General features: G+C 68.5%; 22 protein-coding genes. 13 read left to right on the top strand and 9 right to left on the bottom strand.

Annotated elements, in window-relative coordinates:
- Positions 1-107 precede the first annotated feature (107 nt).
- From AC07OC_RS25365 to AC07OC_RS25340, 6 genes are all read left to right on the top strand, one after another.
- Positions 108-1,040 carry a LysR family transcriptional regulator gene (locus tag AC07OC_RS25365; RefSeq protein ID WP_218293248.1) on the top strand — a complete coding sequence of 311 codons (933 nt, stop codon included), beginning with the start codon at positions 108-110 and terminating at the stop codon, positions 1,038-1,040.
- Between the two features lie 180 nt (positions 1,041-1,220).
- The gene (locus AC07OC_RS25360; RefSeq protein WP_218293249.1) at positions 1,221-2,117 is read left to right on the top strand and encodes an amino acid ABC transporter substrate-binding protein; all 897 of its coding nucleotides are present in this window, start codon (positions 1,221-1,223) and stop codon (positions 2,115-2,117) included.
- Between the two features lie 115 nt (positions 2,118-2,232).
- Positions 2,233-3,132: an amino acid ABC transporter substrate-binding protein gene (locus tag AC07OC_RS25355; protein ID WP_218293250.1), complete on the top strand. Its 900-nt coding sequence runs from the start codon at positions 2,233-2,235 to the stop codon at positions 3,130-3,132.
- A 108-nt stretch (positions 3,133-3,240) separates the two neighbouring features.
- Complete coding sequence (locus tag AC07OC_RS25350) at positions 3,241-3,999, top strand: amino acid ABC transporter permease (protein ID WP_218293251.1); 759 nt, start codon at positions 3,241-3,243, stop codon at positions 3,997-3,999.
- A gap of 1 nt (position 4,000) precedes the next feature.
- The gene (locus AC07OC_RS25345; RefSeq protein WP_218293252.1) at positions 4,001-4,666 is read left to right on the top strand and encodes an amino acid ABC transporter permease; all 666 of its coding nucleotides are present in this window, start codon (positions 4,001-4,003) and stop codon (positions 4,664-4,666) included.
- A 149-nt stretch (positions 4,667-4,815) separates the two neighbouring features.
- The gene (locus tag AC07OC_RS25340; RefSeq protein ID WP_218293253.1) at positions 4,816-5,553 is read left to right on the top strand and encodes an amino acid ABC transporter ATP-binding protein; all 738 of its coding nucleotides are present in this window, start codon (positions 4,816-4,818) and stop codon (positions 5,551-5,553) included.
- Between the two features lie 200 nt (positions 5,554-5,753).
- Here AC07OC_RS25340 and AC07OC_RS25335 read toward each other — a convergent pair whose 3' ends face one another.
- Entirely contained in the window at positions 5,754-6,674 is a 921-nt protein-coding gene (locus AC07OC_RS25335) for a MurR/RpiR family transcriptional regulator (protein ID WP_218340467.1), read from the bottom strand.
- A gap of 102 nt (positions 6,675-6,776) precedes the next feature.
- Here AC07OC_RS25335 and AC07OC_RS25330 point away from each other — a divergent pair, with 102 nt between their 5' ends.
- From AC07OC_RS25330 to AC07OC_RS25305, 6 genes are all read left to right on the top strand, one after another.
- Complete coding sequence (locus AC07OC_RS25330; RefSeq protein WP_218340466.1) at positions 6,777-7,946, top strand: M20 family metallopeptidase; 1,170 nt, start codon at positions 6,777-6,779, stop codon at positions 7,944-7,946.
- 32 nt (positions 7,947-7,978) lie between these two features.
- On the top strand, positions 7,979-8,977 hold the full coding sequence (locus AC07OC_RS25325) for a Bug family tripartite tricarboxylate transporter substrate binding protein (RefSeq protein WP_218340465.1): 999 nt from the start codon (positions 7,979-7,981) through the stop codon (positions 8,975-8,977).
- Positions 8,978-9,086: 109 nt separating this feature from the next.
- Positions 9,087-10,139 carry a dihydroorotase gene (gene pyrC / locus AC07OC_RS25320; RefSeq protein WP_218340464.1) on the top strand — a complete coding sequence of 351 codons (1,053 nt, stop codon included), beginning with the start codon at positions 9,087-9,089 and terminating at the stop codon, positions 10,137-10,139.
- Complete coding sequence (locus tag AC07OC_RS25315; RefSeq protein WP_494602513.1) at positions 10,124-10,894, top strand: DUF3025 domain-containing protein; 771 nt, start codon at positions 10,124-10,126, stop codon at positions 10,892-10,894. Before pyrC ends, AC07OC_RS25315 begins: the two co-directional genes overlap by 16 nt.
- Before the next feature lie 199 nt (positions 10,895-11,093).
- Positions 11,094-11,972, top strand: a complete 879-nt coding sequence (htpX, locus tag AC07OC_RS25310; protein ID WP_218293259.1) for a protease HtpX — start codon at positions 11,094-11,096, stop codon at positions 11,970-11,972.
- A gap of 206 nt (positions 11,973-12,178) precedes the next feature.
- Positions 12,179-13,750, top strand: a complete 1,572-nt coding sequence (locus AC07OC_RS25305) for a methyl-accepting chemotaxis protein (RefSeq protein ID WP_494602511.1) — start codon at positions 12,179-12,181, stop codon at positions 13,748-13,750.
- A 71-nt stretch (positions 13,751-13,821) separates the two neighbouring features.
- Here the strand turns inward: AC07OC_RS25305 and AC07OC_RS25300 are convergent, their stop codons facing one another.
- Positions 13,822-14,904, bottom strand: coding sequence for a GlxA family transcriptional regulator (locus AC07OC_RS25300; RefSeq protein WP_218340608.1), 1,083 nt, complete (start codon positions 14,902-14,904; stop codon positions 13,822-13,824).
- Between the two features lie 126 nt (positions 14,905-15,030).
- Between AC07OC_RS25300 and AC07OC_RS25295 the strand changes: the two genes are divergently transcribed.
- The gene (locus AC07OC_RS25295) at positions 15,031-16,374 is read left to right on the top strand and encodes an amidohydrolase (protein ID WP_218340461.1); all 1,344 of its coding nucleotides are present in this window, start codon (positions 15,031-15,033) and stop codon (positions 16,372-16,374) included.
- 866 nt (positions 16,375-17,240) lie between these two features.
- Here the strand turns inward: AC07OC_RS25295 and AC07OC_RS25290 are convergent.
- The 7 genes from AC07OC_RS25290 to rtcA all read right to left on the bottom strand — a co-directional run bounded on the left by AC07OC_RS25290 (position 17,241) and on the right by rtcA (position 25,336).
- Positions 17,241-17,792 carry a VUT family protein gene (locus tag AC07OC_RS25290; RefSeq protein ID WP_218340460.1) on the bottom strand — a complete coding sequence of 184 codons (552 nt, stop codon included), beginning with the start codon at positions 17,790-17,792 and terminating at the stop codon, positions 17,241-17,243.
- A 12-nt stretch (positions 17,793-17,804) separates the two neighbouring features.
- Positions 17,805-19,520, bottom strand: coding sequence for an NAD(P)/FAD-dependent oxidoreductase (locus AC07OC_RS25285; protein WP_218340459.1), 1,716 nt, complete (start codon positions 19,518-19,520; stop codon positions 17,805-17,807).
- 171 nt (positions 19,521-19,691) lie between these two features.
- A complete protein-coding gene (locus tag AC07OC_RS25280; RefSeq protein WP_218340458.1) occupies positions 19,692-20,741 on the bottom strand; it encodes a lysylphosphatidylglycerol synthase domain-containing protein in 1,050 nt (349 codons plus the stop codon).
- Between the two features lie 16 nt (positions 20,742-20,757).
- Positions 20,758-22,038, bottom strand: a complete 1,281-nt coding sequence (clsB, locus tag AC07OC_RS25275; RefSeq protein ID WP_218340457.1) for a cardiolipin synthase ClsB — start codon at positions 22,036-22,038, stop codon at positions 20,758-20,760.
- Positions 22,035-22,799, bottom strand: coding sequence for an endonuclease/exonuclease/phosphatase family protein (locus AC07OC_RS25270; RefSeq protein WP_218293267.1), 765 nt, complete (start codon positions 22,797-22,799; stop codon positions 22,035-22,037). The genes clsB and AC07OC_RS25270 overlap by 4 nt, the downstream gene beginning before the upstream one ends.
- Before the next feature lie 396 nt (positions 22,800-23,195).
- Complete coding sequence (gene cysK, locus AC07OC_RS25265; protein ID WP_218340456.1) at positions 23,196-24,113, bottom strand: cysteine synthase A; 918 nt, start codon at positions 24,111-24,113, stop codon at positions 23,196-23,198.
- A 158-nt stretch (positions 24,114-24,271) separates the two neighbouring features.
- Positions 24,272-25,336, bottom strand: a complete 1,065-nt coding sequence (gene rtcA, locus AC07OC_RS25260) for an RNA 3'-terminal phosphate cyclase (protein WP_218340455.1) — start codon at positions 25,334-25,336, stop codon at positions 24,272-24,274.
- Between the last annotated feature and the right edge of the window lie 178 nt (positions 25,337-25,514).

The raw sequence follows: 25,514 nt of genomic DNA, 5'->3' as shown, positions 1-25,514 counted from the left end.
ATGCGATGGTTGCTATGCATGCACACCATTGGTGCGCCTGGCGCGGGCTGTGAAAACCCTCATATCTTTACGAAGCACGTCCGCGGGCGCGCGCGGATAATGCGCCCATGGAAACCAAGTGGCTAGAGGATTTTGTCAGTCTTGCGGAAACGCGCAGCTTCAGCCGCTCCGCCCAGTTACGCCACGTGACGCAGCCCGCCTTCTCCCGGCGCATCCAGGCCCTGGAAGCCTGGGCGGGCACCGATCTGGTGGACCGGAGCTCCTACCCCACCCGCCTCACGCCCGCCGGCAAGACCCTGTACGACCAGGCGCTGGAAATGCTGCAGGCACTGCAGAACACGCGCGCCATGCTGCGCGCGCACACCAGCGCCGGCAAGGACATGATCGAGTTCGCGGTGCCGCACACGCTCGCGTTCACCTTCTTCCCCGCCTGGGTGTCCAGCCTGCACGACAAGTTCGGCCCGTTCAAGAGCCGCCTCATCGCCCTGAACGTGCACGACGCCGTGATGCGGCTGGTGGAGGGCGGCTGCGACCTGCTGATCGCCTACCACCACCCTTCGCAGCCGTTCCAGCTCGATGCCGACCGCTACGAGATGGTGAGCCTGGGGCAGGAGGTGCTCTCCCCTTACAGCAAGGCCGACGCGGAAGGCCAGCCGCTGCACCGCCTGCCGGGCCGCGCCGGGCAGCCGCTGCCCTACCTGGGTTACGCGCCCGGTGCCTACCTGGGGCGCGTGACGGAGCTGATCCTCAAGGAGTCCGGCACGCCCATCCATCTGGAGCGGGTGTACGAGACGGACATGGCCGAGGGCCTCAAGGCCATGGCGCTCGAGGGCCATGGCGTGGCCTTCCTGCCGCACAGCGCGGTGAAGAAGGAGCTGCGCTCGCGCCGCCTGGTCAGTGCGGCGCCGCCCGATACCGAAGGACTGCAGATGACCATGGACGTGCGCGCCTACCGCGAAAAGCCCGCGGGCAAGGAAGCCCCCAAGGGCACGGCGCAGGCCCTGTGGACCTACCTGCAATCCCAGGCAGGGTCATGCTAAGGGTAAATACGGATATAAACACTTTGCATAGTTGCGCGCGCAAACGGCATTGGAATTTCACGGTAACGACACGTACAGTCTGCGCCATCGACGGGTCGGTTACCGCAGCGCGCGCCCTCTGAAGGCCCCACGGTGGCACGAACATTGCAAATCCGATCCATCCACTCACCGAGACACCGTATGAACGTTCAGCATTGGGGAATTGCCTGGGGCCTTGCCGCCCTGTGCAGCGCTTTTGCGACTTCTGCGCAGGCCTCGGTGCTCGAGCGCATCGGCGCTGGCGGCAAGCTGGTGATCGCCCACCGGGAATCGTCGGTGCCTTTCTCGTACATCGACACCCAGTCCGGCAAGCCGGTGGGCTACGCGATGGATCTGTGCCTGCGCCTGGCCGAGGTGGTGCGCAAGAAGACCGGCAAGAAGGACATGGAGGTCGAGTTCGTGGCGGTCACGCCGGCCAACCGCATCGCGGTGATCGAGCAGGGCAAGGCCGACATGGAGTGCGGCTCCACCACCAACAACGCCGAGCGGCGCCAGAAAGTGGCCTTCACGATCCCCCACTTCATTACCGGCGCGCGGCTGCTGGTGAAGTCCGCCAGCCCCATCGACCGCGTGGAAGACCTCAACGGCAAGAAACTGGTGTCCACCAAGGGCACGACGCCGCTGAAGGCGGCCGACCAGGCCAACCGCGAACGCCTGATGGGCATCACCATCGTGGAGGCGCCCGACCATGCCAAGGCCGTCGAAATGGTGGAAAAGGGCGAGGCCGACGCCTTCGTGATGGACGACGTGCTGCTGTACGGCCTGGCGGCCGGGCGGCCCGACCCCAAGGCGCTCAAGGTGGTGGGCCGCTTCATGACCACCGAGCCCCTGGCCATCATGCTGCCCAGGAACGACCCCGAGTTCAAGAAGCTCATCGACGAGGAGATGCGCCGCCTGATCACCAGCCGCGACATCTATCCGATCTATGACAAATGGTTCAACAAGCCCATCCCCCCGAACAACACGGTGCTGAACCTTCCGGTCAGCTACTTGTTGCGGGACTTCTGGAAATACCCTACCGACCAGGTCCCGTTCTGACTAATATCCCTGGTCGAGGTTTCCATTTTTGGAGAATGCGGTCTGCCGGTACCCCCGGCAGGGTCGAATCTCTAGAATCCATCCCTTTTTTCGCTTCACACACAAGGAGATACCAATGAAGAAGCATTTGCTCGCGGTTGCCGTGACCGCCCTGGCTGCAGGTAGCGCTTTCGCTCAGGCCACCGACACCCTGGCCAAGATCAAGGCCTCGGGCAGCGTGACGCTGGGTGTGCGCGAGTCTTCGGGTCTTTCCTACACACTGGGCAACGGCAAGTTCGTGGGCTTCCACACCGAAATGGGCGAAGTCGTCCTGGCCGACATCCAGAAGCAGCTGGGCCTGCCCAAGCTGGACGTCAAGTACCAGCCCGTCACCTCGCAAAACCGCATCCCCCTGGTGACCAACGGCACCGTGGACCTGGAGTGCGGCTCCACCACCAACAACGCAGCGCGCCAGAAGGACGTGGCGTTTGCCGTGACCACCTATGTGGAAGAAGTGCGCACCGCCGTGAAGTCCAGCTCGGGCATCACGTCGATCAAGGACTTGAACGGCAAGACCATTGCCACCACCACGGGCACCACGTCGGTGCAGACCCTGCGCAAGCACGAGCGCGCTGGCGGCATCGACTTCAAGGAAGTCTTCGGCAAGGACCACGCTGACAGCTTCCTGATGCTGGAAACGGGCCGCGCTGACGCTTTCGTGATGGACGCCTCCATCCTGGCGGCCAACATCTCCAAGTCCAAGAACCCCGCCGACTACAAGATCGTCGGTGAAGTCCTGAGCGTGGAGCCCATCGCCTGCATGCTGCGCAAGGACGATGCAGCCTTCAAGAAGGCCGTGGACGACTCCATCAAGCGCCAGATCGCGGACGGTTCGCTGGCCAAGCTGTACGACAAGTGGTTCATGCAGCCCGTGCCGCCGACCAACACCAAGATCGGCCTGCCGATCTCCGATGCCACCAAGGCCGCCTGGGCATCGCCTAACGACAAGCCCATGGAAGACTACGCAAAGAAGTGATCTTCTGAGCGCTTGTGCCCCTTCGGCCAGCCGGTTTGAAGGGGCTTTTTTGTTGGGCTCGCGAGCGGTAGCGGCCAACGCAACACCAAGAATTAAAGGGGTGCTCCTATGAGTTGGGATTGGCAGGTGTTCTGCCAGGACACCATGGACCGGGAAGTCGTGCAAAGCTGCTTTGGCAAGGGCGGCGACATCACGTACCTGGACTGGATGCTGTCGGCCTGGGGCTGGACGGTGTCTGTTTCTCTGCTAGCACTTGTGCTGGCACTTGTTTTGGGCTCTTTCATCGGCACGCTGCGCACTCTGCAGGACCGGCCGGTGATCGTTCGGCTGGGCAATGCCTGGGTCGAGCTATTCCGCAATATTCCGCTGCTGGTCCAGATCTTCCTCTGGTACCACGTCCTGCCGAGCCTGTTCCCGGTGCTCAAGGGCGTTCCGGGGTTTGCACTGGTCGTGCTGGCCCTGGGCTTCTTCACCTCGGCGCGTATCGCCGAGCAGGTGCGTTCGGGCATCCAGACGCTGCCACGCGGCCAGCGCTATGCCGGCCTGGCGGTGGGGTTCACCACGTTCCAGACCTACCGCTATGTGCTGCTGCCCATGGCGTTTCGCATCATCATCCCGCCGCTGACCAGCGAGACGATGAACATCTTCAAGAACTCGTCGGTGGCGTTTGCCGTGTCGGTGGCCGAACTCACCATGTTCGCCATGCAGGCGCAGGAAGAAACCTCGCGCGGCATCGAGGTGTACCTGGCCGTGACGGCGCTCTACATCATCTCGGCCTTTGCCATCAACCGGATCATGGCGTTCATCGAGAAGCGCGTGCGCATCCCGGGCATGGTCGTGGCCAGCAGCGCAGGCGGAGGTCATTGATATGAATCTCGACTTCTCCTTCTACAACTGGGATCTCATCTCCAATTTCGTGCTCAAGGGGCTGTACTTCAGCCTGCTGCTCACCTTCGTGGCCACCATTGGCGGGGTGATCTTCGGCACCGTGCTCGCGCTCATGCGCCTGTCGGGCAAGAAATGGCTCGACGTGCCCGCCACCATCTACGTCAACGGCATGCGCAGCATTCCGCTGGTGATGGTGATCCTGTGGTTCTTCCTGCTGGTGCCCGCCATCATCGGGCGGCCCATCGGCGCGGAAGTGTCGGCCGTGGTGACCTTCATCGCGTTCGAGGCCGCCTATTTCAGCGAGATCATGCGCGCCGGCATCCAGTCCATCCCGCGCGGACAGGTGCATGCCGGCCAGGCGCTGGGCATGACGTATGGCCAGAACATGAAGCTCGTGGTGCTGCCGCAGGCGTTCCGCAACATGCTGCCGGTGCTGCTCACGCAGACCATCATCCTGTTCCAGGACACGTCGCTGGTCTACGCCATCGGCGCCTACGACATGCTCAAGGGCTTCGAAGTGGCAGGCAAGAACTTCGGCCGGCCCATCGAGGCCTACCTGGCGGCCGCCGTCCTGTACTTTGTGATGTGCTACGCGCTGTCCTGGATGGTCAAGCGCCTGCACCAGAAGATCGCAATTATTCGGTAGCCCCCCTGAGTCGCCTTCGGCGCCTTCCCCCGAGAGGGACGGCGCCAGTGGCCTGGCAAAGCCAGTTCCACGGCGTCCTCGCATGGGGCCGGATCGGTCTCATGCGCAGCGCCCTGAACAAGTGACGAGAGAAGAGATTGGAGAAAGAAATGATCGAACTCAAGAACGTATCCAAGTGGTATGGCCCCGTGCAGGTGCTCAACGAATGCTCGGCCACCATCAACAAGGGTGAAGTGGTGGTGGTGTGCGGGCCCTCGGGCTCGGGCAAATCCACGCTGATCAAGACCATCAACGCGCTGGAGCCCTTCCAGAAGGGCGAGATCACCGTGGACGGCATCCGCCTGCACGATCCCAAGACCGACCTGCCCAAGCTGCGCAGCCGCGTGGGCATGGTGTTCCAGCATTTCGAGCTGTTCCCCCACCTGTCGGTGACGGAGAACCTGACGATCGCGCAGATCAAGGTGCTGGGCCGCAGCGCGGACGACGCCAAGAAGCGTGGCCTGAAGATGCTCGAACGCGTGGGCCTGATGGCGCACAAGGACAAGTTTCCGGGCCAGCTCTCGGGCGGCCAGCAGCAGCGCGTGGCGATTGCCCGTGCGCTGTCGATGGACCCCATCGTGATGCTGTTCGACGAACCCACGTCCGCGCTCGACCCCGAAATGGTCGGTGAGGTGCTGGACGTGATGGTGGGCCTGGCCAACGAAGGCATGACCATGATGTGCGTGACCCACGAAATGGGCTTCGCCCGCAAGGTCAGCAACCGCGTGATCTTCATGGACGTGGGCGGCAAGATCCTGGAAGACTGCTCCAAGGACGACTTCTTCAACAACCCCGACGCCCGCCAGCCGCGCACCAAGGACTTCCTCAACAAGATCCTGCAGCACTGATGGCTCCCCCTGAGTCGCCTGCGGCGCCTTCCCCCAGGGGGACGCCACCGGTGGCCTGGCAAAGCCAGTTCCCCGGTGGCACTGGCTTGGGCCGCGCCAGTTTCATGCGGCGAGTGGCGTGCAGGTGTTCAGGATTAAAAGCAAAAAGCGCTCTTCGGAGCGCTTTTTTTATGGGCGCATGCAATGCCAAGGAGCCCAGGCTATCGCTTGCCCCGCCGGCCGGCCGGCGGGCTGCCCTCCACGATGAGCTGCGACTCAAAATCCGTCCACAGGTCGTCGCGATGCTTCAGGGCCTCGGACACGGCCTTGTGGCGCAGCTGGGCCACGGCCGACACCAGGGCGTTGCACAGGAAGAAGGCCGCGGTGTACGAGTCGAACGGCGATGCGTTGGAGGTGCGCACCTGAAGCCGGTGCTGGGCCAGCCGCGCCAGCGGCGCGGCCGCGCTGTCGGTGATGGCCAGCACCTGTGCGCCCGCGTCGCGAAAGCGCTGGGCCACCTTCACCGGGCCGCTCGCATAGCGGCGGATGCTGAAGACCAGCAGCGTGTCCTCGGGCTGCACCCACAGCAGCTGGTCGGTGGTCGCCACGGCGCCCACGCCCAGCTCATGCACCCCGGGGCGGCACATGTTCAGGTGCAGTGCCAGCCACGCGGCCACGGGTGCGCTGTTGATCTGGGCCAGCACGAACAGGCGGCCCCGCGCCTGGGCGATGCGCCGGGCGATGGCCTCGAAGGCCGCCATGTCCAGGCCGTCGCGCGTGGCGGCGATGTTGTGCTGGTCGTGCAGCAGCGCATCGTCCAGGCACTGCTGCAGGCTGCGCTCCGTGCCGATGGTCACCGGTGCGCGCTGGCCGGCCGTTTGCAGCAGCGCGGTGACTTCGCCGCGCGCCTCGCGCTGCGCCTGGGCATAGCTTTCATAGCCCAGCTTGGCGAACAGCCTCACCACCGTCGATGCGCTCGTGCCGTTGCGCGCCGCCAGCGCCGTGGCGGACTCCAGCAGCGCGTGCGGGTAGTCGCGCCCCAGCGCCTCGGCCAGCGCGCGCTCGCTGGTCGTGAGTTCGGCGCCCTGGCGGGCCAGGCGCTCGGTCAGCAGGCCGGCGGATTTTTGCAATGATGATTTCATGAATGTCTCTTTTGTGAAAAATGTATTGCAAACAGAGGCAGCGCGTGCAACACTTCGGACCAATTTTCGCCCCGCGTTCAGGGGCAGGACCCAAGGACACAGATGCAGGATACCCTTGAAGCAAGCGGCTCCCAGGTGCGCCGGCGCATCCTGGACTGGCTCGCTGGCCAGTCGCAGGCCATGCAAGACCTGTTGCAGAAAGTTGTGAACATCGACAGCGGCAGCCGCGACGAGGCGGGGGTGACGGCCGTGGCCACCGCCCTGCGCGAGCGGCTCGAGGCCGCCGGCGTGGCGGTGCGGTTCGAGCCCGTACCGGGTTACGGCGTGCTGCTGCATGCCCACGTTCCTGGCGCCACCGACGGCCCGCCCATCGTGCTCATGGGCCACATGGACACCGTGTTCCCCTCGGGCACCGTGGCGCGGCGCCCCTTCCGCGTGGAGGACGGCCGTGCCTACGGCCCGGGCGTGGCCGACATGAAATCCGGCCTGGTGATGAACGTGTTCGTGGCCGAGGCCTTCGCGCGCTGCGGCGGGCTCCAGGGGCCGCTGCAGCTGTTCTTCTCGTGCGACGAGGAGATCGGCTCGCCCGCCACGCGCGAGCGCATCATGGCCCAGGCGCGCGGCGTCAAGGCGGTGCTCAATGCCGAGCCGGGACGCGTCAGCGGCAACCTGGTGACGAGCCGCAAGGGCTCGATGGTGGTGGAGTTCGAGGTGGAGGGCGTCGCCGCCCACGCCGGCATCAACCACGCGGCGGGCGCGAGCGCCATCGAGGCCCTGGCCCGCAAGACGCTGGCGCTGCACGCACTCACCGACCCCGCCACGGGCACCACCGCCAACGTGGGCGTGGTGCAGGGTGGCATCGTGCCCAACATGGTGGCGCCGCACGCCAAGGCCGCGGTGGACCTGCGCTTCACCTCGGACACCGACCCCGAGGAACTGCTCGCCAGGGTGCGTGCCATCGTGGAGGAGGAATCCGTGCCGCGCACCAAAGGCCGCATCACCGAATCGCGCCGCACGCTGCCCATGAAGCCCACGCCCGACGCGCTGCTGGCGCTGTACCAGCGCGGCGCCCAGTCGTTGGGCTTCGAGGTGCAGGGCGAATTCACCGGGGGCGCGGCCGACAGCGGCCTCACCGCCTCCGTGGGCGCGCCCACGCTGTGCGGCACCGGCCCCGTGGGCGGCCACCCGCACACCGAGCGCGAGTACTGCGAGCTGTCCACCTTCGTGCCGCGCGCCCAGGCCGTGGCGCTGGCCATCCTGGACCATCCCTGATCCCTCCCCATTCCTTTTCGAGAGAAGACTCCATGCATTCCACACAACCCAACCGCCGCCATGTTCTTTCCGCCGGCCTGGGGCTGGGCCTTGCGGGCCTGGCGCCGGTAGCAGCCCAGGCGGACGAGAAATTCCCCTCGCGCCCCATCACCCTGGTGGTGCCGTTCCCGCCCGGCGGGTCGGTGGACATCATGGCCCGCCAGTATTCCGAACCGCTCTCGCGCGTGCTGGGCGTGCCCATCATCGTGGAAAACCGCGCGGGCGCGGGCGGCTCGGTGGGCGCGTTGTACGTGGCGCGCGCCAAGCCCGACGGCTACACGCTGGTGGTGTCGTCGCAAAGCAGCCACCTGGCCAACCCGCTCACCCAGCCCAAGGTGGGCTACGACCCGGTCAAGGATTTCGAGAACATCGCCATCCTGGGCCGCCAGCCCAACGCGCTGGTGGTGCACAGCAGCCTGCCGTTCAAGACGTTCGCCGAGTTCGTGGCCTACGCCAAGAAGAACCCCGGCAAGCTCAACTACGGCAGCGGCGGCGTGGGCAGCATGGGCCAGCTCAACGTCGAGATGTTCAAGGCCGCCACCGGCGCCTTCACCACCCACATTCCCTACCGTGGCGGCACGCCGCTGATCACGGCCGTGCTGGCCAACGAAGTGCAGTTCATCCTCGACAACCTGGTGATCATGCTGCCGCACGTGCAGGCCGGCAAGGTGCGTGCCCTGGCCGTGGCGGCCGACCAGCGGCTGGCCCAACTGCCCGATGTGCCCACCATGGCCGAGGTGGGCTACCCGGAGCTCAACCTCACCTCGTGGACAGGCCTGGCGGCCCCCGGCGGCACGCCCGATGCCATCGTGCAGACGCTGTACAAGGCCGTGCGCCAGGTCGCCACCTCGCCCGCGATGCTGGCCAACCTCAAGGAGCGCGGCGTGATCGCCCCCGAGGAGATGGCGCCCGCCGCCTTCGAGAAGATGATGTCCGAGCGCCTCGTGAAATTCGGCGAGGTGGTGCGCAAGGCGGGCATCACGGCGGAATGAGGTCGTGCTGGCCTGCTGTTCGTGATTGCTTTTGGCTGCTGGTCCTTGTTTGTCAAGCGCCGGCAGCTATCAAATTGATAGTTCCAAAGCCGATGGGACAATGCTGCCCATGACCGCCGCCCTCCACCCCCCCATCGACTCCCTCACCATCACCCGGCCCGACGACTGGCACCTGCATGTGCGCGACGGCGAGCCGCTTTCCACCGTGGTGCCGCACACGGCCGCGCAGTTCGGCCGCGCGATCATCATGCCCAACCTGCGCCCGCCCGTGACCACGGCCGAGCAGGCCCTGGCCTACAAGCAGCGCATCCTGGCCGCCGTGCCCGCCGGCGTGCAGTTCGAGCCGCTGATGACGCTGTACCTCACCGACAACCTGCCCGCCGACGAGATCGTGCGCGCCAAGGATGCGGGCGTGGTGGCCTGCAAGCTCTATCCCGCGGGCGCCACCACCAACAGCGACGCGGGCGTGACCGACATCCGCAAGACCTACAAGACGCTCGAGGCCATGCAGAAGGCCGGCATGCTGCTGCTGGTGCATGGCGAGGTCACGAGCAGCGACATCGACCTGTTCGACCGCGAGGCCGTCTTCATCGACCAGCAGCTCATCCCGCTGCGCCGCGACTTCCCCGAGCTCAAGATCGTCTTCGAGCACATCACCACCAAGGACGCGGCCGACTACGTGCAGGCGTCCGACCGCTTCACCGCGGCGACCATCACGGCGCACCACCTTCTGTACAACCGCAACGCGATCTTCGTCGGCGGCGTGCGCCCGCACTACTACTGCCTGCCCGTGCTCAAGCGCGAGACGCACCGCGTGGCCCTGGTGCAGGCGGCCACCAGCGGCTCGGCCAAGTTCTTCCTGGGCACCGACAGCGCGCCACACCCCGCGCACCTCAAGGAGCACGCCACCGGCTGCGCAGGCTGCTACACCGCGCATGCCGCCATGGAGATGTACGCCGAGGCGTTCGACAACGCCGGTGCGCTCGACAAGCTCGAAGGCTTTGCCAGCTTCCACGGCCCCGACTTCTACAGCCTGCCGCGCAACACCGGCACCATCACCCTGCGCCGCGAATCCTGGACGCCGCCCGAGAGCTTCGTCTTCGGCGAGGCCAACCTCAAGCCCCTGCGCTCCGGTGAAGCGCTTCCGTGGCGGCTGGTGTAAGCCTCTTCTTCGACGTCATCGACTGGAGCGCTCCCTGGCTGGCGCCGTGGCGCGGCCTGGGCCAGCCCATCGCGCGGCAGGTGCAGGGCGGCGGCGCGGTGCACGAGGCATTGCAGTCCGCGGCGCCCGGCGCGGTGCCCATGCTGTTCGCGCCGCAGGCCGCGCTGCCCGACGGCGTGGCCTACGAGCAGTACATCTGGGACACCCGCCGCGTGCCCACGCGCGACAACCTGCACGACTTCTTCAACGGCCTGGTGTGGCTGCATTTCCCGCTCACCAAGCGCCGCCTGAACGAACTGCAGGCCCAGGCCATCGCCGCCGACGGCGTGCAGGCGGTGCGCGGGCCGCTGCGCGATGCGCTCACGGTGTTCGATGAAAACGGCGCGCTGCTGCAGGCGCCCGACGCACTGTGGGATGCGCTCCGGGCGCGCGACTGGCAGCGCCTGTTCGTCGACCTGCGCCCGCTGTGGCGCGAAGCCCGGCTGGTGCTGTTCGGCCATGCGCTGCTGGAGAAGCTGGTGGCACCCCGAAAACCCATGGCGGCGCACGTCTATCGAGCGCCTGCAGCTATTGAATCCATAGCGGGTCTGGATGCCTGGCTCGCGCGGCGAGTGCAATCTCCCACCTGGGACGCCAAGCCTTTCACCCCCCTGCCGGTGCTGGGCGTGCCCGGCTGGTGGCGGGCGAATGAGGTGCCGGGCTTCTATGCCGACGCCCAGGTGTTCCGTCCGCCGCGCGCTGCACCCGCTCCCTAATTCCCGTCAAGGCTTGTGTGATAAGGCCGCACCACAGGTTTGCACCTACCATAGCGCGATGAAATCGCGGCCATGGGCGGCGGGCGCGGGGGCTGCAGCGGCCCGCCACGCCCGAGGGCGTACCGCTTGAAGCGCGGTCCCCGGCCCCCATCTGGACCAGCGGACACTGTTGTTGTTGACCCCACGGAGAATTCATTCCATGAAGCGGATCCTGTTATTTGTGATGACCAACCTGGCCGTCGTTGTCGTGCTGGGGGTGGTGGCCAGCCTGCTGGGCGTGAACCGCTATCTCACGGCCAACGGGCTGAACCTGGGCGCGCTGCTGGGCTTCGCGCTCGTCATGGGCTTTGGCGGCGCGATCATCTCGCTGCTCATCAGCAAGCCCATGGCCAAGTGGACCTCGGGCGTGCGCGTGATCGACGGCTCCGGCTCGCCCGACGAGCGCTGGATCGTCGAGACCGTGCGCAAATTCGCCACCGAAGCCAAGATCGGCATGCCCGAAGTCGGCATCTTCGAGGGCGACCCCAATGCGTTCGCCACGGGCGCGTTCAAGAACTCGGCGCTGGTGGCGGTGTCCACCGGCCTGCTGCAGGGCATGACGCGTGAAGAGGTCGAGGCCGTGATCGGCCACGAGGTGGCCCACATCGCCAACGGCGACATGGTCACCATGACGCTGATCCAGGGCGTGATGAACACCTTCGTGGTGTTCCTGTCGCGTGTCATCGGCTACGCCGTGGACAGCTTCCTGCGCAAGAACGACGAGAGCAGCTCGGGCCCCGGCATCGGCTACTACGTGACCACCATCGTGCTCGACATCCTGCTGGGCTTTGTGGCCGCCATGATCGTGGCCTGGTTCAGCCGCCAGCGCGAATTCCGCGCCGACGCGGGTGCCGCCCAGCTCATGGGTCGCCGCCAGCCCATGATCAACGCCCTGGCCCGCCTGGGTGGCATGCACCCGGCCGAGCTGCCCAAGAGCATGGCCGCCATGGGCATCGCCGGCGGCATCGGCAAGCTGTTCAGCACGCACCCGCCCATTGAAGAGCGCATTGCCGCGCTGCAGAACGCGCAGCAGCAGTAGCAGGGCTGATCCGGCTCGGGCCTCGGTCCCTGCAGGCCGCCGCGGGAGCCCCCGCGGCGGCCTTTTTGTTGGTGGGGTGGGCAGTCTGCCTCGTGGCAAGGCTCAAGGGCTTGTCACCTTGTGTCGATAAGGTGGTGGCGACCCAGGCCCGCATGCCGTGCGGCGCGCGGTTGCATCATTGACCTTCATTCCCACGAGAGCACTCCATGTCCATTTCCCACGCACGTGTTGCGGTCCGCCTGGCCCTGGCCTTTGGCGTTGTCTGCCTGGTCATGTCGCTGTCGGCCGCTGTCGGCATCTGGCGGCTGGCGGGGTTGCAGGACATCGCCGACGACCTGGGCGGCGCATCGTCCGAACGGGCGCTATTGGCGCGCGAGCTGCACGCCATCGTGGTGCTCAGCTCCGTGCGGGCCGAAACCCTGCTGGAAATCGACAACCCCGCCTACGCGGCCCGCATCGATGCCGATCGCAAGGTCACCTCTGCCCGGTCCGCCGACGTGCGCAAGCGGCTGGACGAATTGGCGGCGGACCCGGACTCCCAGGCCCTGTTCGATGCCATCGACAAGGCCGGCAATGGTTTTCGCACCGTGCGCGACGACCTCGTCAAGCGCCGCAAGGACGGCGAGGCCCTGCCGCCCGACGCCATCGCCACGCGCCTGCGCCCGGCGGCTGATGCCTATGCGGCGGCCGTGAACCAGCTGGCCGACTTCCAGCGCCAGCGCGTGGTGGAGGCCCGCGATGCCGCCGCCCGCAGCGAACGGCAGGGCATCACCCTGCTGGCGGCGGGTTCCGTGGTGGGGCTGCTGCTGAGCCTGGCCTGTGCCTGGCTGCTGTCGCGCTCCATCCTGCGGCCGCTGGCCCGTGCGTCCGAAGTCACCGACCGCATCGCCGAAGGTGACCTGACCTCGGCCGTGCCGGCCCCGGGCGCGGGCAACCGCGACGAGCTGCAGGCGCTGCTCGCTCGCCTGGGCGGCATGCAGGCACGCCTGGCCGTTCTGGTGGTGGGCATGCGCCAGGCCAGCACTTCCGTGGCCGGGGCCAGCAGCGAGATCGCGGCGGGCAACAGCGACCTGTCGGCCCGCACCGAGCACACGGCCTCCAACCTCGAAGAAATCGCCGCGAGCATGGAGGAACTGCTGGCCACCGTGCGCCACAGCGCCGACGCCGCCGCGCAGGCCAGCAGCCTGGCCACGGGCGCCAGCGGCGTGGCGCAGCGCGGGCGCGAGGCCGTGGACCGCGTGGTGGGCACCATGGATGGCATCGCGCTGTCGTCCCGCCGCATCGCCGACATCACCAGCGTGATCGACGGCATCGCGTTCCAGACCAACATCCTCGCGCTCAACGCCGCCGTGGAAGCGGCCCGGGCCGGAGAGCAGGGCCGGGGCTTCGCGGTGGTGGCCGGCGAGGTGCGCAGCCTGGCCCAGCGGTCGGCCACGGCGGCCAAGGAGATCGGCGGCCTGATCAGCGACAGCGTGCGCCAGGTGGACGAGGGCGCCAAGCTCGTGCACGCGGCGGGCAGCACCATGGGCGAGATCGTGAGCTCCGTGCAGCAGGTGGCCACCATCATCGGCGAGATCAGCACCGCCGCGCGCGAGCAGACCACGGGCCTGAGCCAGGTGGGCGAGGCGGTCTCGCAGCTCGACCAGATGACGCAGCAGAACGCCGCGCTGGTGGAAGAGTCCTCTGCCGCCGCGCAGGGCCTGCGCGCGCAGGCGCAGCAGTTGGCCGAACTGGTGGAGGCGTTCCGCCTGCCGGCTGGCAACGCGCTGCCGCGCTAGACAAGGGCGTCTTCCCTGGAGTGAAGCGCGGCGTCCAAGGCTGGCGCGGCCAAGCCGGCGCCACAGGGCGGTCACGATATTTCCACCCGCCAGCGCCTGCGCGGCGCGCGCAGCGCATGGCGCTTGCGGTACTCCGCCGGCGCCATGCCGGTGTAGCGCGCGAAGATGCGCCTGAAAGCCGCCGGGTCGGCGTAGCCGCAGGCCACGGCGACGCTGGGCACGCTCTCCAGCGTCACTTCCAGCATGACCTTGGCGCGGCGGCAGCGCAGGCCGTGCAGGTAGTCGAGCGGCGACTGCGACAGCTCCTGCTGGAAGTGCCGCAGCAGCGTGCGCGTGCTCACCGATGCTGCCTCGGCCAGCCGGGCCAGGGAGTACGGCTGGTCCAGGTGGGCCTCCATCCAGGCGATGGCGCGCGCCAGGGTGCTGTCGCGCGTGGCCGGGATGTGCTGCTGCGCGTTGGCCTGCAGGGCCGCGCGCGCACGCTGGTGGTCCGGCGCCATCACGGTCTCGCAGGCGGCGGCCAGTTCCTCCCCCAGTGCGTGGCGCACCAGGGCGATCGCCAGCAGGTTCACGCTGTGCGGCAGCGCGCAGCTGAGCCAGGGGCCGTCGTCCGACAGGTCCCGGCCCAGGCTGTGGCCGATGCCCGGGAAGTCCCGTTCGAAGCCCGCGATGTAGAACCAGGGCAGGCTGGCCTGGCGCCCGTTCAGGCGGCCGCTTTGCGCCGCCAGCCAGGCACCATTGCCCACCGTGAGCAGTTTCTGCCCGGCATCGAGCGCGATGCCCAGCTGCCGCGACAGCGCGCGGTGGCGGGCCGCCACCGCGCGGATGGCCGGAATGTCCGCGGCATGGAACGAGGGGATGAACAACGCGTGGGCCGGGGCGGAGGGCGCCGCCGTGTCCCCGGCCGGCGTGTAGGCCGCCAGCGGCCCTGGCAGGGAAGCGAGGGGCAGCAGCCCCCCGGCATCGAGCAGCCGCCAGGCCATGCGCGGCGCCTGCGCGCCCATGCGCAGGCCCGCCAGCAGGTTGGCGCCGCGCAGCAGGTCGATGAACTGCAGCGCATTGCCCACGGCGGACTCGGGCAGCAGCGGAATGTCCACGCGAAAGACCGGCGGCCTGGCGAGACTCGGGGGCAAGGACGAAGGTGACTGCGGCATGGCGGTATTGGCTCGTTGGATGGCCATTTTCGCTTGTCATGAAGAGGGTGCCGGCTTTTAGCATGAACGTGCTTTTTGCTCCCTGCTCCAGCCTTGCAAGCTGTCACCCACCCTATGGATCTGCCCATGCACAAACCCCTTTCCGCCATCGCGCTTGCCGCCGGCCTCGCCGCCAGCGGGCTGATCGCCGTCTCTTCGGCCCACGCCCAGGCGCTCGATGCCGCCGGCCTGCAGGCCATCGACACCGCCGTGAACAAGGTGGCGCCCAAGATGGTCAATTGGCGCCGCGACATCCATGCCCACCCCGAGCTCTCGGGCCAGGAGGTGCGCACCGCCAAGCTCGTGGCCGAGCACCTGAAGAAACTGGGCATGGAGGTGCAGACCAACGTGGGCGGCACCGGCGTGGTGGGCACCCTGCGCGGCGGCCTCCCGGGCAAGGTGGTGGCGCTGCGCGCCGACATGGACGCATTGCCCGTGCCCGAGAACACCGGCCTGCCCTTTGCCTCGAAGATGAAGGCCAACTACCTGGGCAAGGAAGTGCCGGTGATGCACGCCTGCGGCCACGACGCCCACGTGGCCATGCTCATGGGCGCGGCCGAGGCGCTGGCCGGCATGAAGGCCCAGCTGCCCGGCACCATCAAGTTCATCTTCCAGCCCGCCGAGGAAGGCGCGCCCGTGGAGGCCGACGCCAACGGCAAGGTGCCCAGCTTCGGGGCCAAGGCCATGGTGGAAGAGGGCGCCTTGAAGGATGTGCAGGCCATCTACGGCCTGCACATCACGGCCAACCTGCCGTCCGGCGTGGTGGGCTACCGCAGCGGCCCGCTCATGGCCGGATCGGACAACATCAGCATCCAGGTGGAAGGGCGCGGCGGCCATGGCTCGTCGCCCTGGAACGCGGTGGACCCGGTGGTGGCGGCCAGCCAGGTGGTGCTGGGCCTGCAGACCGTGGTGAGCCGCCAGCTCAACATCAGCCAGGAGCCCGCGGTGGTCACCATCGGTTCCATCCACGGCGGCACGCGCTACAACATCATTCCGGACAACGTGGAGCTGCTGGGCACCCTGCGCACCTTTGACGAGGGCATGCGCCAGGAGGCCTTGAAGCGCATCACCACCACCGCCGAGCAGATCGCGGCGTCGAGCGGCGCCAAGGCCAAGGTGCGCTTCGGACCCGTGGCCTACCCGGTGACCACCAACCCGGCCGAGCTGACGGCCGCCTCGCTGCCCGCGCTCAAGCTGGCCACGGGGGGCAAGGCGATGATCATCCCCAAGGTGAGCGGTTCGGAAGACTTCTCGGAGTTCCAGAAGGTCGCGCCCGGCTTCTTCTACTTCCTGGGCGCGCCGCCCAAGGGCGCGGACTTCAACAAGGCTCCATCCAACCACTCGCCGTTGTTCGACATCGATGAAGACCAGCTGCCGGTGGGTGCGCGCACGCTGGCGGCGCTGGCGGTGGATTTCTTGCAGCGCAAGTAAGGCGTGGGCCTTGGCGCTGGGTCTGGTGCCGACGGCGCCGCATGGGGTTGGGGCTCTTCAGGTTGCGCGGGCTGAGCTTGTCGAAACCTGGGTTGGCTCTTTGGCTGATGGATGCGACATGCCTGTGTTGAGGGCGGGAGCCGGGGTGCGCGCCCGGCGGCGCGGTAACTTTCTCTTGGTTCGCCAAGAGAAAGTCACCAAAGAGAAGGCGACCCCCAGTCTGCGACCCCTTCGCGTTGCGAAGGGGCAAACCTGCGTCGGTGCGGTTGCGGGGTGCGCCGCAGAACTCACTGCGCGCCTTTGGCGCTCCGTTCAGACAACTGCGGCGAGTCAGTGCACGAAGCATGCGCGCTCCGACGCGCATGCCACCCCGCAGCCGCCTCGTCGCAGGCGCAGCCAGCAGGGGTGGACAGCCCAACATCCGAACAACCATACGGGCCATTGCTGCGCTCGGCCGCGCGGTCGCGGCGCGAAGCGCCTGCGCGTTCGGGGGCCGAGCGCAGCGATGGCCCGTGTGGATGTTGGCTCCCCCAGCCCTTCAGGATGCGCCGAGGAGCGCAGTGCGGGGGGCGGGCGTGTGCCGAAGGACACACGCCTTCGTTGACTGACTCGCTGCGGTTGTCTGAGCGGAGCGCGAAGCGCGCAGCGAGTTCCGCAGCGCGCCCCCCGCACGAGCACCGCAGGTTGCCCCGCTCGCCCAGCGGGCGAGTGGGGACGCAGGCTGTAGGGTCGCCCTTTCTTTGGTGACTTTCTTTCGGCGAAGCGAAAGAAAGTTACTCGCACGCCGGGCGACTCCCGGCCTCCGCCCTTCAACCAGGCATGCTGCCCATCAGCGAGCCTGCGAGCGCACCCAGGTTCCGACAAGCTCAACCCGACCGGGTGTGGAGCGCGGCGCCCCGGCCCACCAGCAGCCGAAACGGCAGCAGCAGCGCCACGCCCAGCACCAGCTTCACCCCCAGGTCCCCCAGCGCCCACGTCACCCAAGGGTCGCTGCTACCGGCAAAGGCGATGCTCCAGAACACTGCCGTGTCCAGCACCGCAGCCATCAGCGTGGCCACCAGCGGCGCGCGCCACCAGGTGCCGTGGCGCAGCCGGTCGAACACGGCGATGTCCAGCCATTGCGACAGCAAAAACGCCGTGCCGGACGCGATGGCAATGCGCGCAGGTGCCAGCACCAGCGACGCGGCCACCGCCACGGCAAAGCCCACCCAGGCCACGCGGCGCGCCTGCTGCGGGCCGTGGGCGCGGTTGACCAGCTCACTCACCAGGAAGGCGACCGGGTAGGTGATGGCGCCCCAGGTGAGCCAGTCGTTGATCGGGAACTGCACCAGGATGTTGGAGGCCAGCACCACGGCGGCCATGGCCAGGGCAGCGGCAGCGAACTGCGCGCGGGTGGGCAGTGTCAGCGCAGCAGGCATGCCACCACCACGTCAGGCACGGCCCAGCAGAGCGCGCGCAACCGCCTCGCCCACCTTGATCCCGTCCACCCCCGCGGACAGGATGCCGCCCGCATAGCTGGCGCCTTCGCCCGCCGGGTACAGGCCGGGGGTGTTCAGGCTCTGCAGGTTCTCGCCCCGCCCGATCTTGAGCGGCGACGAGGTGCGGGTCTCCACGCCGGTCAGCACCGCGTCGTGCATGTCGAAGCCCTTGATCTTGCGGCCGAACACGGGCAGCGCCTCGCGCAGCGCCGCGATGGCGTAGCCGGGCAGGGCGGCGTGCAGGTCGCCCAGGGCCACGCCGGGCTTGTACGAAGGCTCCACATCGCCCAGGTGCTTCGATGGAGTGCCCTGGATGAAGTCGCCCACCAGCTGCCCCGGCGCGCTGTAGTCGCGCCCGCCGAGCACGAAGGCGTTGGATTCGAGCTGGCGTTGCAGCACGATGCCCGCCAGCGGGTGGAACTGGCCCTGCGGCAGCGCTTCGATGCCGTGGGTGTGGCCCAGATGGGTGTCGAATGCGGCGGCATCGGTGGGGTAGTCGCTCGGATCGATCCCCACCACCATGCCCGCGTTGGCGTTGCGCTCGTTGCGGGAGTACTGGCTCATGCCGTTGGTGACCACGCGGTTCGGCTCGCTGGTGGCGGCCACCACGGTGCCGCCGGGGCACATGCAGAAGCTGTACACCGCCCGGCCGTTCTGCGCATGGTGCACCAGCTTGTAGTCGGCCGCGCCCAGGAGCGGGTGGCCGGCGTGGCGGCCCCAGCGGGCGCGGTCGATGATGCCCTGCGGGTGCTCGATGCGAAAGCCGATGGAAAACGGCTTGGCCTCCATGGCGACGCCGCGGTCGTACAGCATCGCAAACGTGTCGCGCGAGCTGTGGCCCAGGGCCATCACCACATGGTCGGCGCGCAGGTCGGTGGTCTCGCCCGTGGCCTGGTTCAGCACCTTCAGGCCGCGCAGGTGGCGGTTCTCCCCGGTGCCTTCGACGACCACGTCCGTCACGCGCTGCTCGAAGCGGATCTCGCCGCCCAGCGCGATGATCTGCTCGCGCAGGTTCTCCACCACCTTCACCAGCTTGAAGGTGCCGATGTGCGGGTGGGCCACGTACAGGATTTCCTCGGGCGCGCCGGCCTTCACGAACTCGTTCATCACCTTGCGGCCCAGGTGGCGCGGGTCCTTGATCTGGCTGTAGAGCTTGCCGTCGCTGAAGGTGCCCGCGCCGCCCTCGCCGAACTGCACGTTGCTTTCGGCATGCAGCTCGCGCTTGCGCCACAGGCCCCAGGTGTCCTTGGTGCGCTCGCGCACGGGCTTGCCGCGCTCGAGCACGATGGGCCGGAAGCCCATCTGCGCCAGCACCAGCGCCGCGAAGATGCCGCAGGGGCCAAAGCCCACCACCACGGGGCGCAGGGGCAACTCGGCCGGGGCCTGGCCCACGGGCTGCCAGGCCATGTCGGGTGTGGGCTGGATGTGCGGGTTGCCCGCGAACTGCGCGAGCAGCGCGGCCTCGCGCTCTGGCTGGGCGAGGGTGATGTCGATGATGTACACCGCCAGCAGGTCCACCTTGCGCGCGTCGAAGCTGCGCTTGAAGACGTGCAGGTGGGTGATGTCGGCCGGGGCCAGGCCCAGCAGCCTGGCGGCGGCGGCGCGCAGCAGCGCGTCGGGGTCTTCGGCCGCCGTGAAGGGCAGCCGGATTTCGGAGAGGCGGATCATGGTCTTGCGGGCCCGTGTCGATCGGGCGGGGTGCAAAGTCGTGGGGCCGTGATTTTACCGGGCCGCTGGCGCGCGGCCCCGTGCCTGCCGTGGGCGCCCTTGGCGTGGGGTAGGCGATTTTTCAAAAATGATAGCTGCTACCGCTTGGTGGATAAGCGCTGCAACCGGTTTTTATGCGGATCTTCCGTCGCCGGTGGCCTCGCCCCTGCGCCAGCGCAGCTCCGCCACGCCAAAGCCCAGCGCGGCCAGCAGCAGGGGCAGGAAGTAGTACAGCGCCCGGTACGCCAGCAGGGCCGCCAGCACCTTGTCCTGGCCCAGCGCGCCGTGGGCCAGCAGCGCGACGCCCACGGCCTCCAGCACGCCCAGGCCCGCGGGCACCCGCAGGACCAGCCCGGCCACCGCTCCCAGCTGCACGGTGGCGAGCGCGGCGGGGTAGCTCACCGCGCCCTGCAGCACGGCCCACAGCGCCGCGCCCATGAGCATCCAGTTCGTGGCCGACGCCGCCACCTGCCACAAGGCCACGGGCCACCGGGGCAGCGGAAAGGCGTGGCCGCGCAGCGTGAGGGCCCGTCCGCCGCGCGCGGCGCACAGCGCCACGTACGCCACGGGCAGGCAGCCCAGCACCGCGCCGCCCAGCCGCCATTGCCACGGCGTGGCGGCCCAGCCGGCCAGCAGCGGGGGCTGCCACAGCCAGGGGAGGACCGCCGCGAGCAGCAGGTAGCCCACCCAGTTGGTCAGCACGCTGGTGCCCACCACCTGCCCGATGGTGCCCGCGTCCACCCCGCGCCGCGCGTACAGCCGGTAGCGCACGCCCACGCCGCCGATCAGCGAGCCCAGGTTGAGCGTAAAGGGATAGCTGGTCATCGCGATGCCCAGCGTCGCGCGGCGCGTGAGCCGGTGGCCGCTGCAGTGGCGGCCCACCCAGTCGAAGCTGCCGTAGGTGAAATGGCTGGCCAGGGCCAGCGCTCCCGCCACGGCGAGCGCGCTGGCGGGCAACGCCTGCAGGGCGCGCAACACGGCGGGCCAGTCCACCAGGCGCGCCTGCAGGAAGATGAGCCAGGCCACCCCCCCGAAGAACGCCGCCGCGAGGCCGCGCGTGAGCCACGGCCACCAGGGGCGCTGGGTGAGGCCGCGCCAGCCGGAAGGGGCGCCGGGGGCCTGCCTGCCCGCGGCCAGGGGCGGCAGGGCCGGGTGGCGCGGGGTCGTGGTGGTGGCTGCCATGGGATGCCGGGGCCGCCTAGGCGGCCACGCCCGCGCTGCTGTTGTTGGTGCCGTTGCCGGCGGCATCGCCCGCGGGCTGCGCGGGGGACGGCGCCTTGCCGACCATGGTGATGGTGGGCTCGTGGCGGGGCAGCCAGCCGGCCCAGGTGGGAAACCACCGCATCAGGTGGAAGACCACGTAGCTGCGCAGCAGGCGCAGGCCGTCCAGCCGCCCCGGCGGCGGGGCCTCGATCTGCCGGCAGTTGTTCTCCATCAGCCGCGCCAGGCGGCGATGGAGCTGGGCGTTGAAGCCGCGGTCCTGGATGATCACGTTGGCCTCGAGGTTGAGCGACAGGCTCAGCGGGTCGAGGTTGCTGGAGCCGACGGTGGACCATTCGTCGTCCACCAGCGCCACCTTGCCGTGCAGGGGCCGCTCGCAGTATTCATACACCTGCACGCCCGCGCGCAGCAGGTGGTCGTAGAGCATGCTGGCCGCCGTGCGCACGATGGCCATGTCGGGCTGGCCCTGCAGGATGAGCCGCACGTCGACCCCGCGTTTGGCGGCGCGCCGCATCTCGCGGATGAAGCGGTAGCCCGGGAAGAAATACGCATTGGCGATCACCACGCGGTGGCGTGCCGACCGCAGGGCCACGCGGTAGTGGCGTTCGATGTCGCTGCGGTGGTCGTGGTTGTCGCGGGTCACGAAAATGGCATGGGCGGTGCCCGCGTGGGGCCGCCCCGTGGCGGCAGCGCCGCCCGGGCGCCGGCGCTGCGCGCCCTCCTGCACGGCCTCGCGAAGGAAATGGTGCATCTGCGCCACGATGGGGCCGCGCACCTGCACGGCGTAGTCCTGCTTGGCCTCGGGGCCGAAATCCGCCACGTGGTCGGCCGAGTAGTTGATGCCGCCGATGAACCCCAGCTCGCCGTCCACCACCACCATCTTGCGGTGCATGCGGCGCAGCATGTTCAGGCGCTGGCCCATGAAGCGGCGGCCCGGGTCGAAGATGCGAAAGCGCACGCCCGCCTCGACCAGGCTGCCCACGAAGCCGTCGGACAGGTCGGGCGAGCCGAACCCGTCCACCAGCACATGCACTTCCACGCCGCGCCGGGCGGCCGCGAGCAGGGCGGCGTGCAATTCCTGGCCGATCTTGTCCTCGAACAGGATGAAGGTCTCCAGCAGCACTTCGCGCCGTGCCTTTTCAATCGCGCCGAACACCCGGGGGAAAAACTCCTCGCCGTTTTCCAGCAGATCGAAGTGGTTGCCCGGCACCCAGCGGGATGAGCGTGGTGCGCGAAACGAGCGGGAAGATAGGCTCATAGCAGGATCTCCGCCGCCAGGGGTGCGTGGTCCGAAAGCTTGTCCCAGGGCTTGCGCGGCAGCGACAGGGGCGCATGCACGGCCGCGTTGCGCACGTAGATGCGGTCCAGCGCGAGCAGCGGCATGGACGCGGGGAAGGTGCGCACCGCCCGGCCGAAGGCCTGCACGAACACCTCCTGCAGGCCCGCCCCCCGCTGCAGGATGGCGTGCGCGCGGTGGCGCCAGTCATTGAAGTCGCCGGCCAGCACCACGGGCTCGCCGGGCGGGAAGGTCTTGAGCAGCTCGCACACCCGCTGCAGCTGGCGCTGGCGGTGGGCCTCCTGCAGCCCCAGGTGCACGCACACGGCATGCACGGGCAGGTGGTGGCCGGGCGGCTGCAGCACACAGTGCAGCATGCCGCGCCGCTCGGGCCCGCTGATCGAGATGTCATGGTTCTCATAGTGCGTGATGGGGAACTTGGACAGCAGGGCGTTGCCGTGGTCGCCGTTGTCATACACGGCATTGCGCCCATAGGCGTACTGCGACCAGATGGTGTCGGCCAGGAACTCGTAGTGCGGCACCTGCGGAAAGTTGGCGAGCCGGCTGGCATGGCGGTGGTGCGTGCCCTGCACCTCCTGCAGAAAGACCAGGTCCGCCGCCACGCTGCGCACCGCCTCGCGCAGCTCGTGCAGCATGAAGCGCCGGTTGAAGGTGGTGAAGCCCTTGTGCACGTTCACGGTGAGCACCTTGAACGCGATGGGTTGTGAGGGGAGGGTGTCCATGGGCAAACAATCGTTGTGGGGCCCTCCGGCGCGGGGCGCCGCCAGGGGCGGGCCGAAGGGTGAAACGATTTTTGGGGCCGCAGTGCGCCGCCGCTGTAGGACGGCTGGCCGTGGGTGTGTGCTGCGCTGGCCGAAAAAGGCTTTCGGCCCTGAACCCGTGCCTTGGCTACGTGCTGGGTTCAGGGCTGGCACCAGGGGCCGGCCGCCCCGCAGCACCTTGGAAACTGGCGCGCCCCAGGCCAGCGCACCCGTGGAACTGGCTCTGCCAGGCCACCGGGTGCGTCCCCCTGGGGGCTGAGACGCCGCGGCTCCAAGCCTGCCTGCGCAGGCTTGGACGGCATCGAAGAGACACCGCCTCTGGCGGTGGCACCAAGCGGTTGCGCCTCGGGGGGCAACTTATGCAGGCAGGAACCCCTCCACCGACAGATAACGCTCGCCCGTGTCGTAGTTGAAGCCCAGCACCTTGGCGCCCGCAGGCAGCTCGGGCAGCTTCTGCGCAATGGCGGCGAGCGTGGCGCCCGACGAAATGCCCACCAGGATGCCTTCTTCACGCGCGCAGCGGCGTGCGTATTCGCGGGCGGGTTCGGCATCGACCTGGATCACGCCGTCGAGCAGGCTGGTGTCGAGGTTCCTGGGGATGAACCCCGCGCCAATGCCCTGGATGGGGTGGGGCGCCGGCGCGCCGCCCGAGATCACCGGCGATGCCGTGGGCTCCACCGCGAACACCTTGAGGTTCGCAAACCTGGCCTTGAGCACCCGCGCCACGCCCGTGATGTGGCCGCCCGTGCCCACGCCCGTGATCAGCACGTCGATGCCGTCGGGGAAGTCCGCCAGGATCTCCTGCGCGGTGGTGCGCACATGCACGTCGATGTTGGCGGGGTTCTCGAACTGCTGGGGAATCCACGAGCCCGGCGTCTGCGCCTGCAGCTCCTGTGCGCGGGCGATCGCGCCCTTCATGCCCTTTTCGCGCGGGGTCAGGTCGAACTGCGCGCCGTAGGCCAGCATCAGGCGGCGGCGCTCGATGCTCATGCTGTCGGGCATCACCAGGATGAGCTTGTAGCCCTTGACGGCCGCCACCAGCGCCAGGCCGATGCCGGTATTGCCCGAGGTGGGCTCGATGATGGTGCCGCCGGGCTGCAGGGCGCCGGACTTCTCGGCGTCTTCCACCATCGACAGCGCGATGCGGTCCTTGATGGAGCCGCCGGGGTTGCTGCGCTCGGACTTCACCCACACGTTGGCCGCCGGGCCAAACAGGCGGTTGATGCGCACGTGGGGCGTGTGGCCGATGGTTTGCAGAATGTTGTCAACTTTCATGGCGTCTCCTGTGAGGTGCAAAGAGGGGTGTGACGCGCATTCTGAACCACTTGTTCTGCTGTCTGGGTGATATGGATATGCCGGGGCCTGTGGGTTGCGGGCCAGCCGGCAGGGGCTGTCCCCGGCCCCTGGCCGCGCGGCGGGCCCCGGGGGGCGGGCTACGCCGGTGTGATCTCGACCCGCATGGCCCCGTCCACCGGCGTGGTCTGCACCCGCACCGGCAGGCCCAGCGCGATGGTCTGCGCATTGGTGGCCGTGTGCTGCGTCACCTCGGTGCAGGTGTAGCGCGCGGCTTGCCCGCTGCGCCACACCGCCAGGGCCAGCGGCAGCATCCACTGGTCTGCCAGGTGCGGGCCCAGGGCGCCCGTGCTGCGCTGGTAGGCGCGCACCTCGTCCACCAGCCGCTTGGCGACCTGCTCGGCCGACAGGCTGCGCGCGCCCAGCTGGCAGAACACCTCGGTGACCTGCTCGTACTCCAGCGTGGCGATCAGCGCATTGCCCGGCCCCTCGTTCTGGCGCGTGGGCGGCTGGCGCAACTGGCCTGCTTCAAAGGTCCAGCCCATCCGCTGGCCCAGGGTCTCCAGCTCCCGGTAGGGAATGTTGCGGGCCAAGCCGGGCGCCAGCGCATCGGCCCACCCAGTCTTCAGCGTGCCGCGCTCCAGCACGTCCACCGGGGCCAGGGTCTGGGCTGGGGGCGTGATGTGCGCCAGCACCTCGCCGCCCCCGGCGGGGTAGAAGCCCCGCCGCTGCAGCTGCAGATCCAGCCCCACCCCCAGCCGCCGTACCAGCGGCGCAAACGCCCGTTCCAGAAAGTCAAACGGCGGCGCCATCGGGTTGTGCGTGCCGCCCGACAGCTGCACACGGCTCTCGCCGTCGGCCAGCATCAGCGCGGGCAAGACCGTTTGCAGCACCAGCAGGCAGCTGCCCGCCGTGGCGATCTGAAAGCGGTAGTCGCCAGAACGCACCGTGCCGGGCGTGAACCGCAGCGTCTGGGAGCCCAGCTCCGCCCCCTCGGCCTGCCCGCCGCACACGGCTGTGGCCGCCTGCACGCAGGCCAGGTGCTGTCGCATCAGTCCCGGCTTGGGCCGCCCGGCGCGGATGCGCGTGATGTGCAGCGGCCGGCCGGTGGCCATGGAAAGGGCCAGGCCGGTGCGCAGGATCTGGCCGCCGCCTTCGCCGGTGGAGCCGTCGAGGGTGAGGGGGGACAATGTCAACTCCGTCATGGCGATGCCTGCGCCGCACCCACGGCGCGGGTGTGTGGCTCCACCGGGTGGGCTGGGCGCGGCATTTTCTTGTGGTTCTGTTGTTTGCATAAAAATGGCCGTGGCGCTCATTGGATAAGCGCGAGCAGCTATCAAAAGTATAGTATTCGCCGCAACCCTTCGCCACTGTGCGGCCCCG

This window comes from Acidovorax sp. GW821-FHT10E04 (assembly GCF_059415185.1).
Note: the sequence above shows the minus strand (reverse complement) of the source record. Positions and strands in the feature narration are given on the sequence as shown.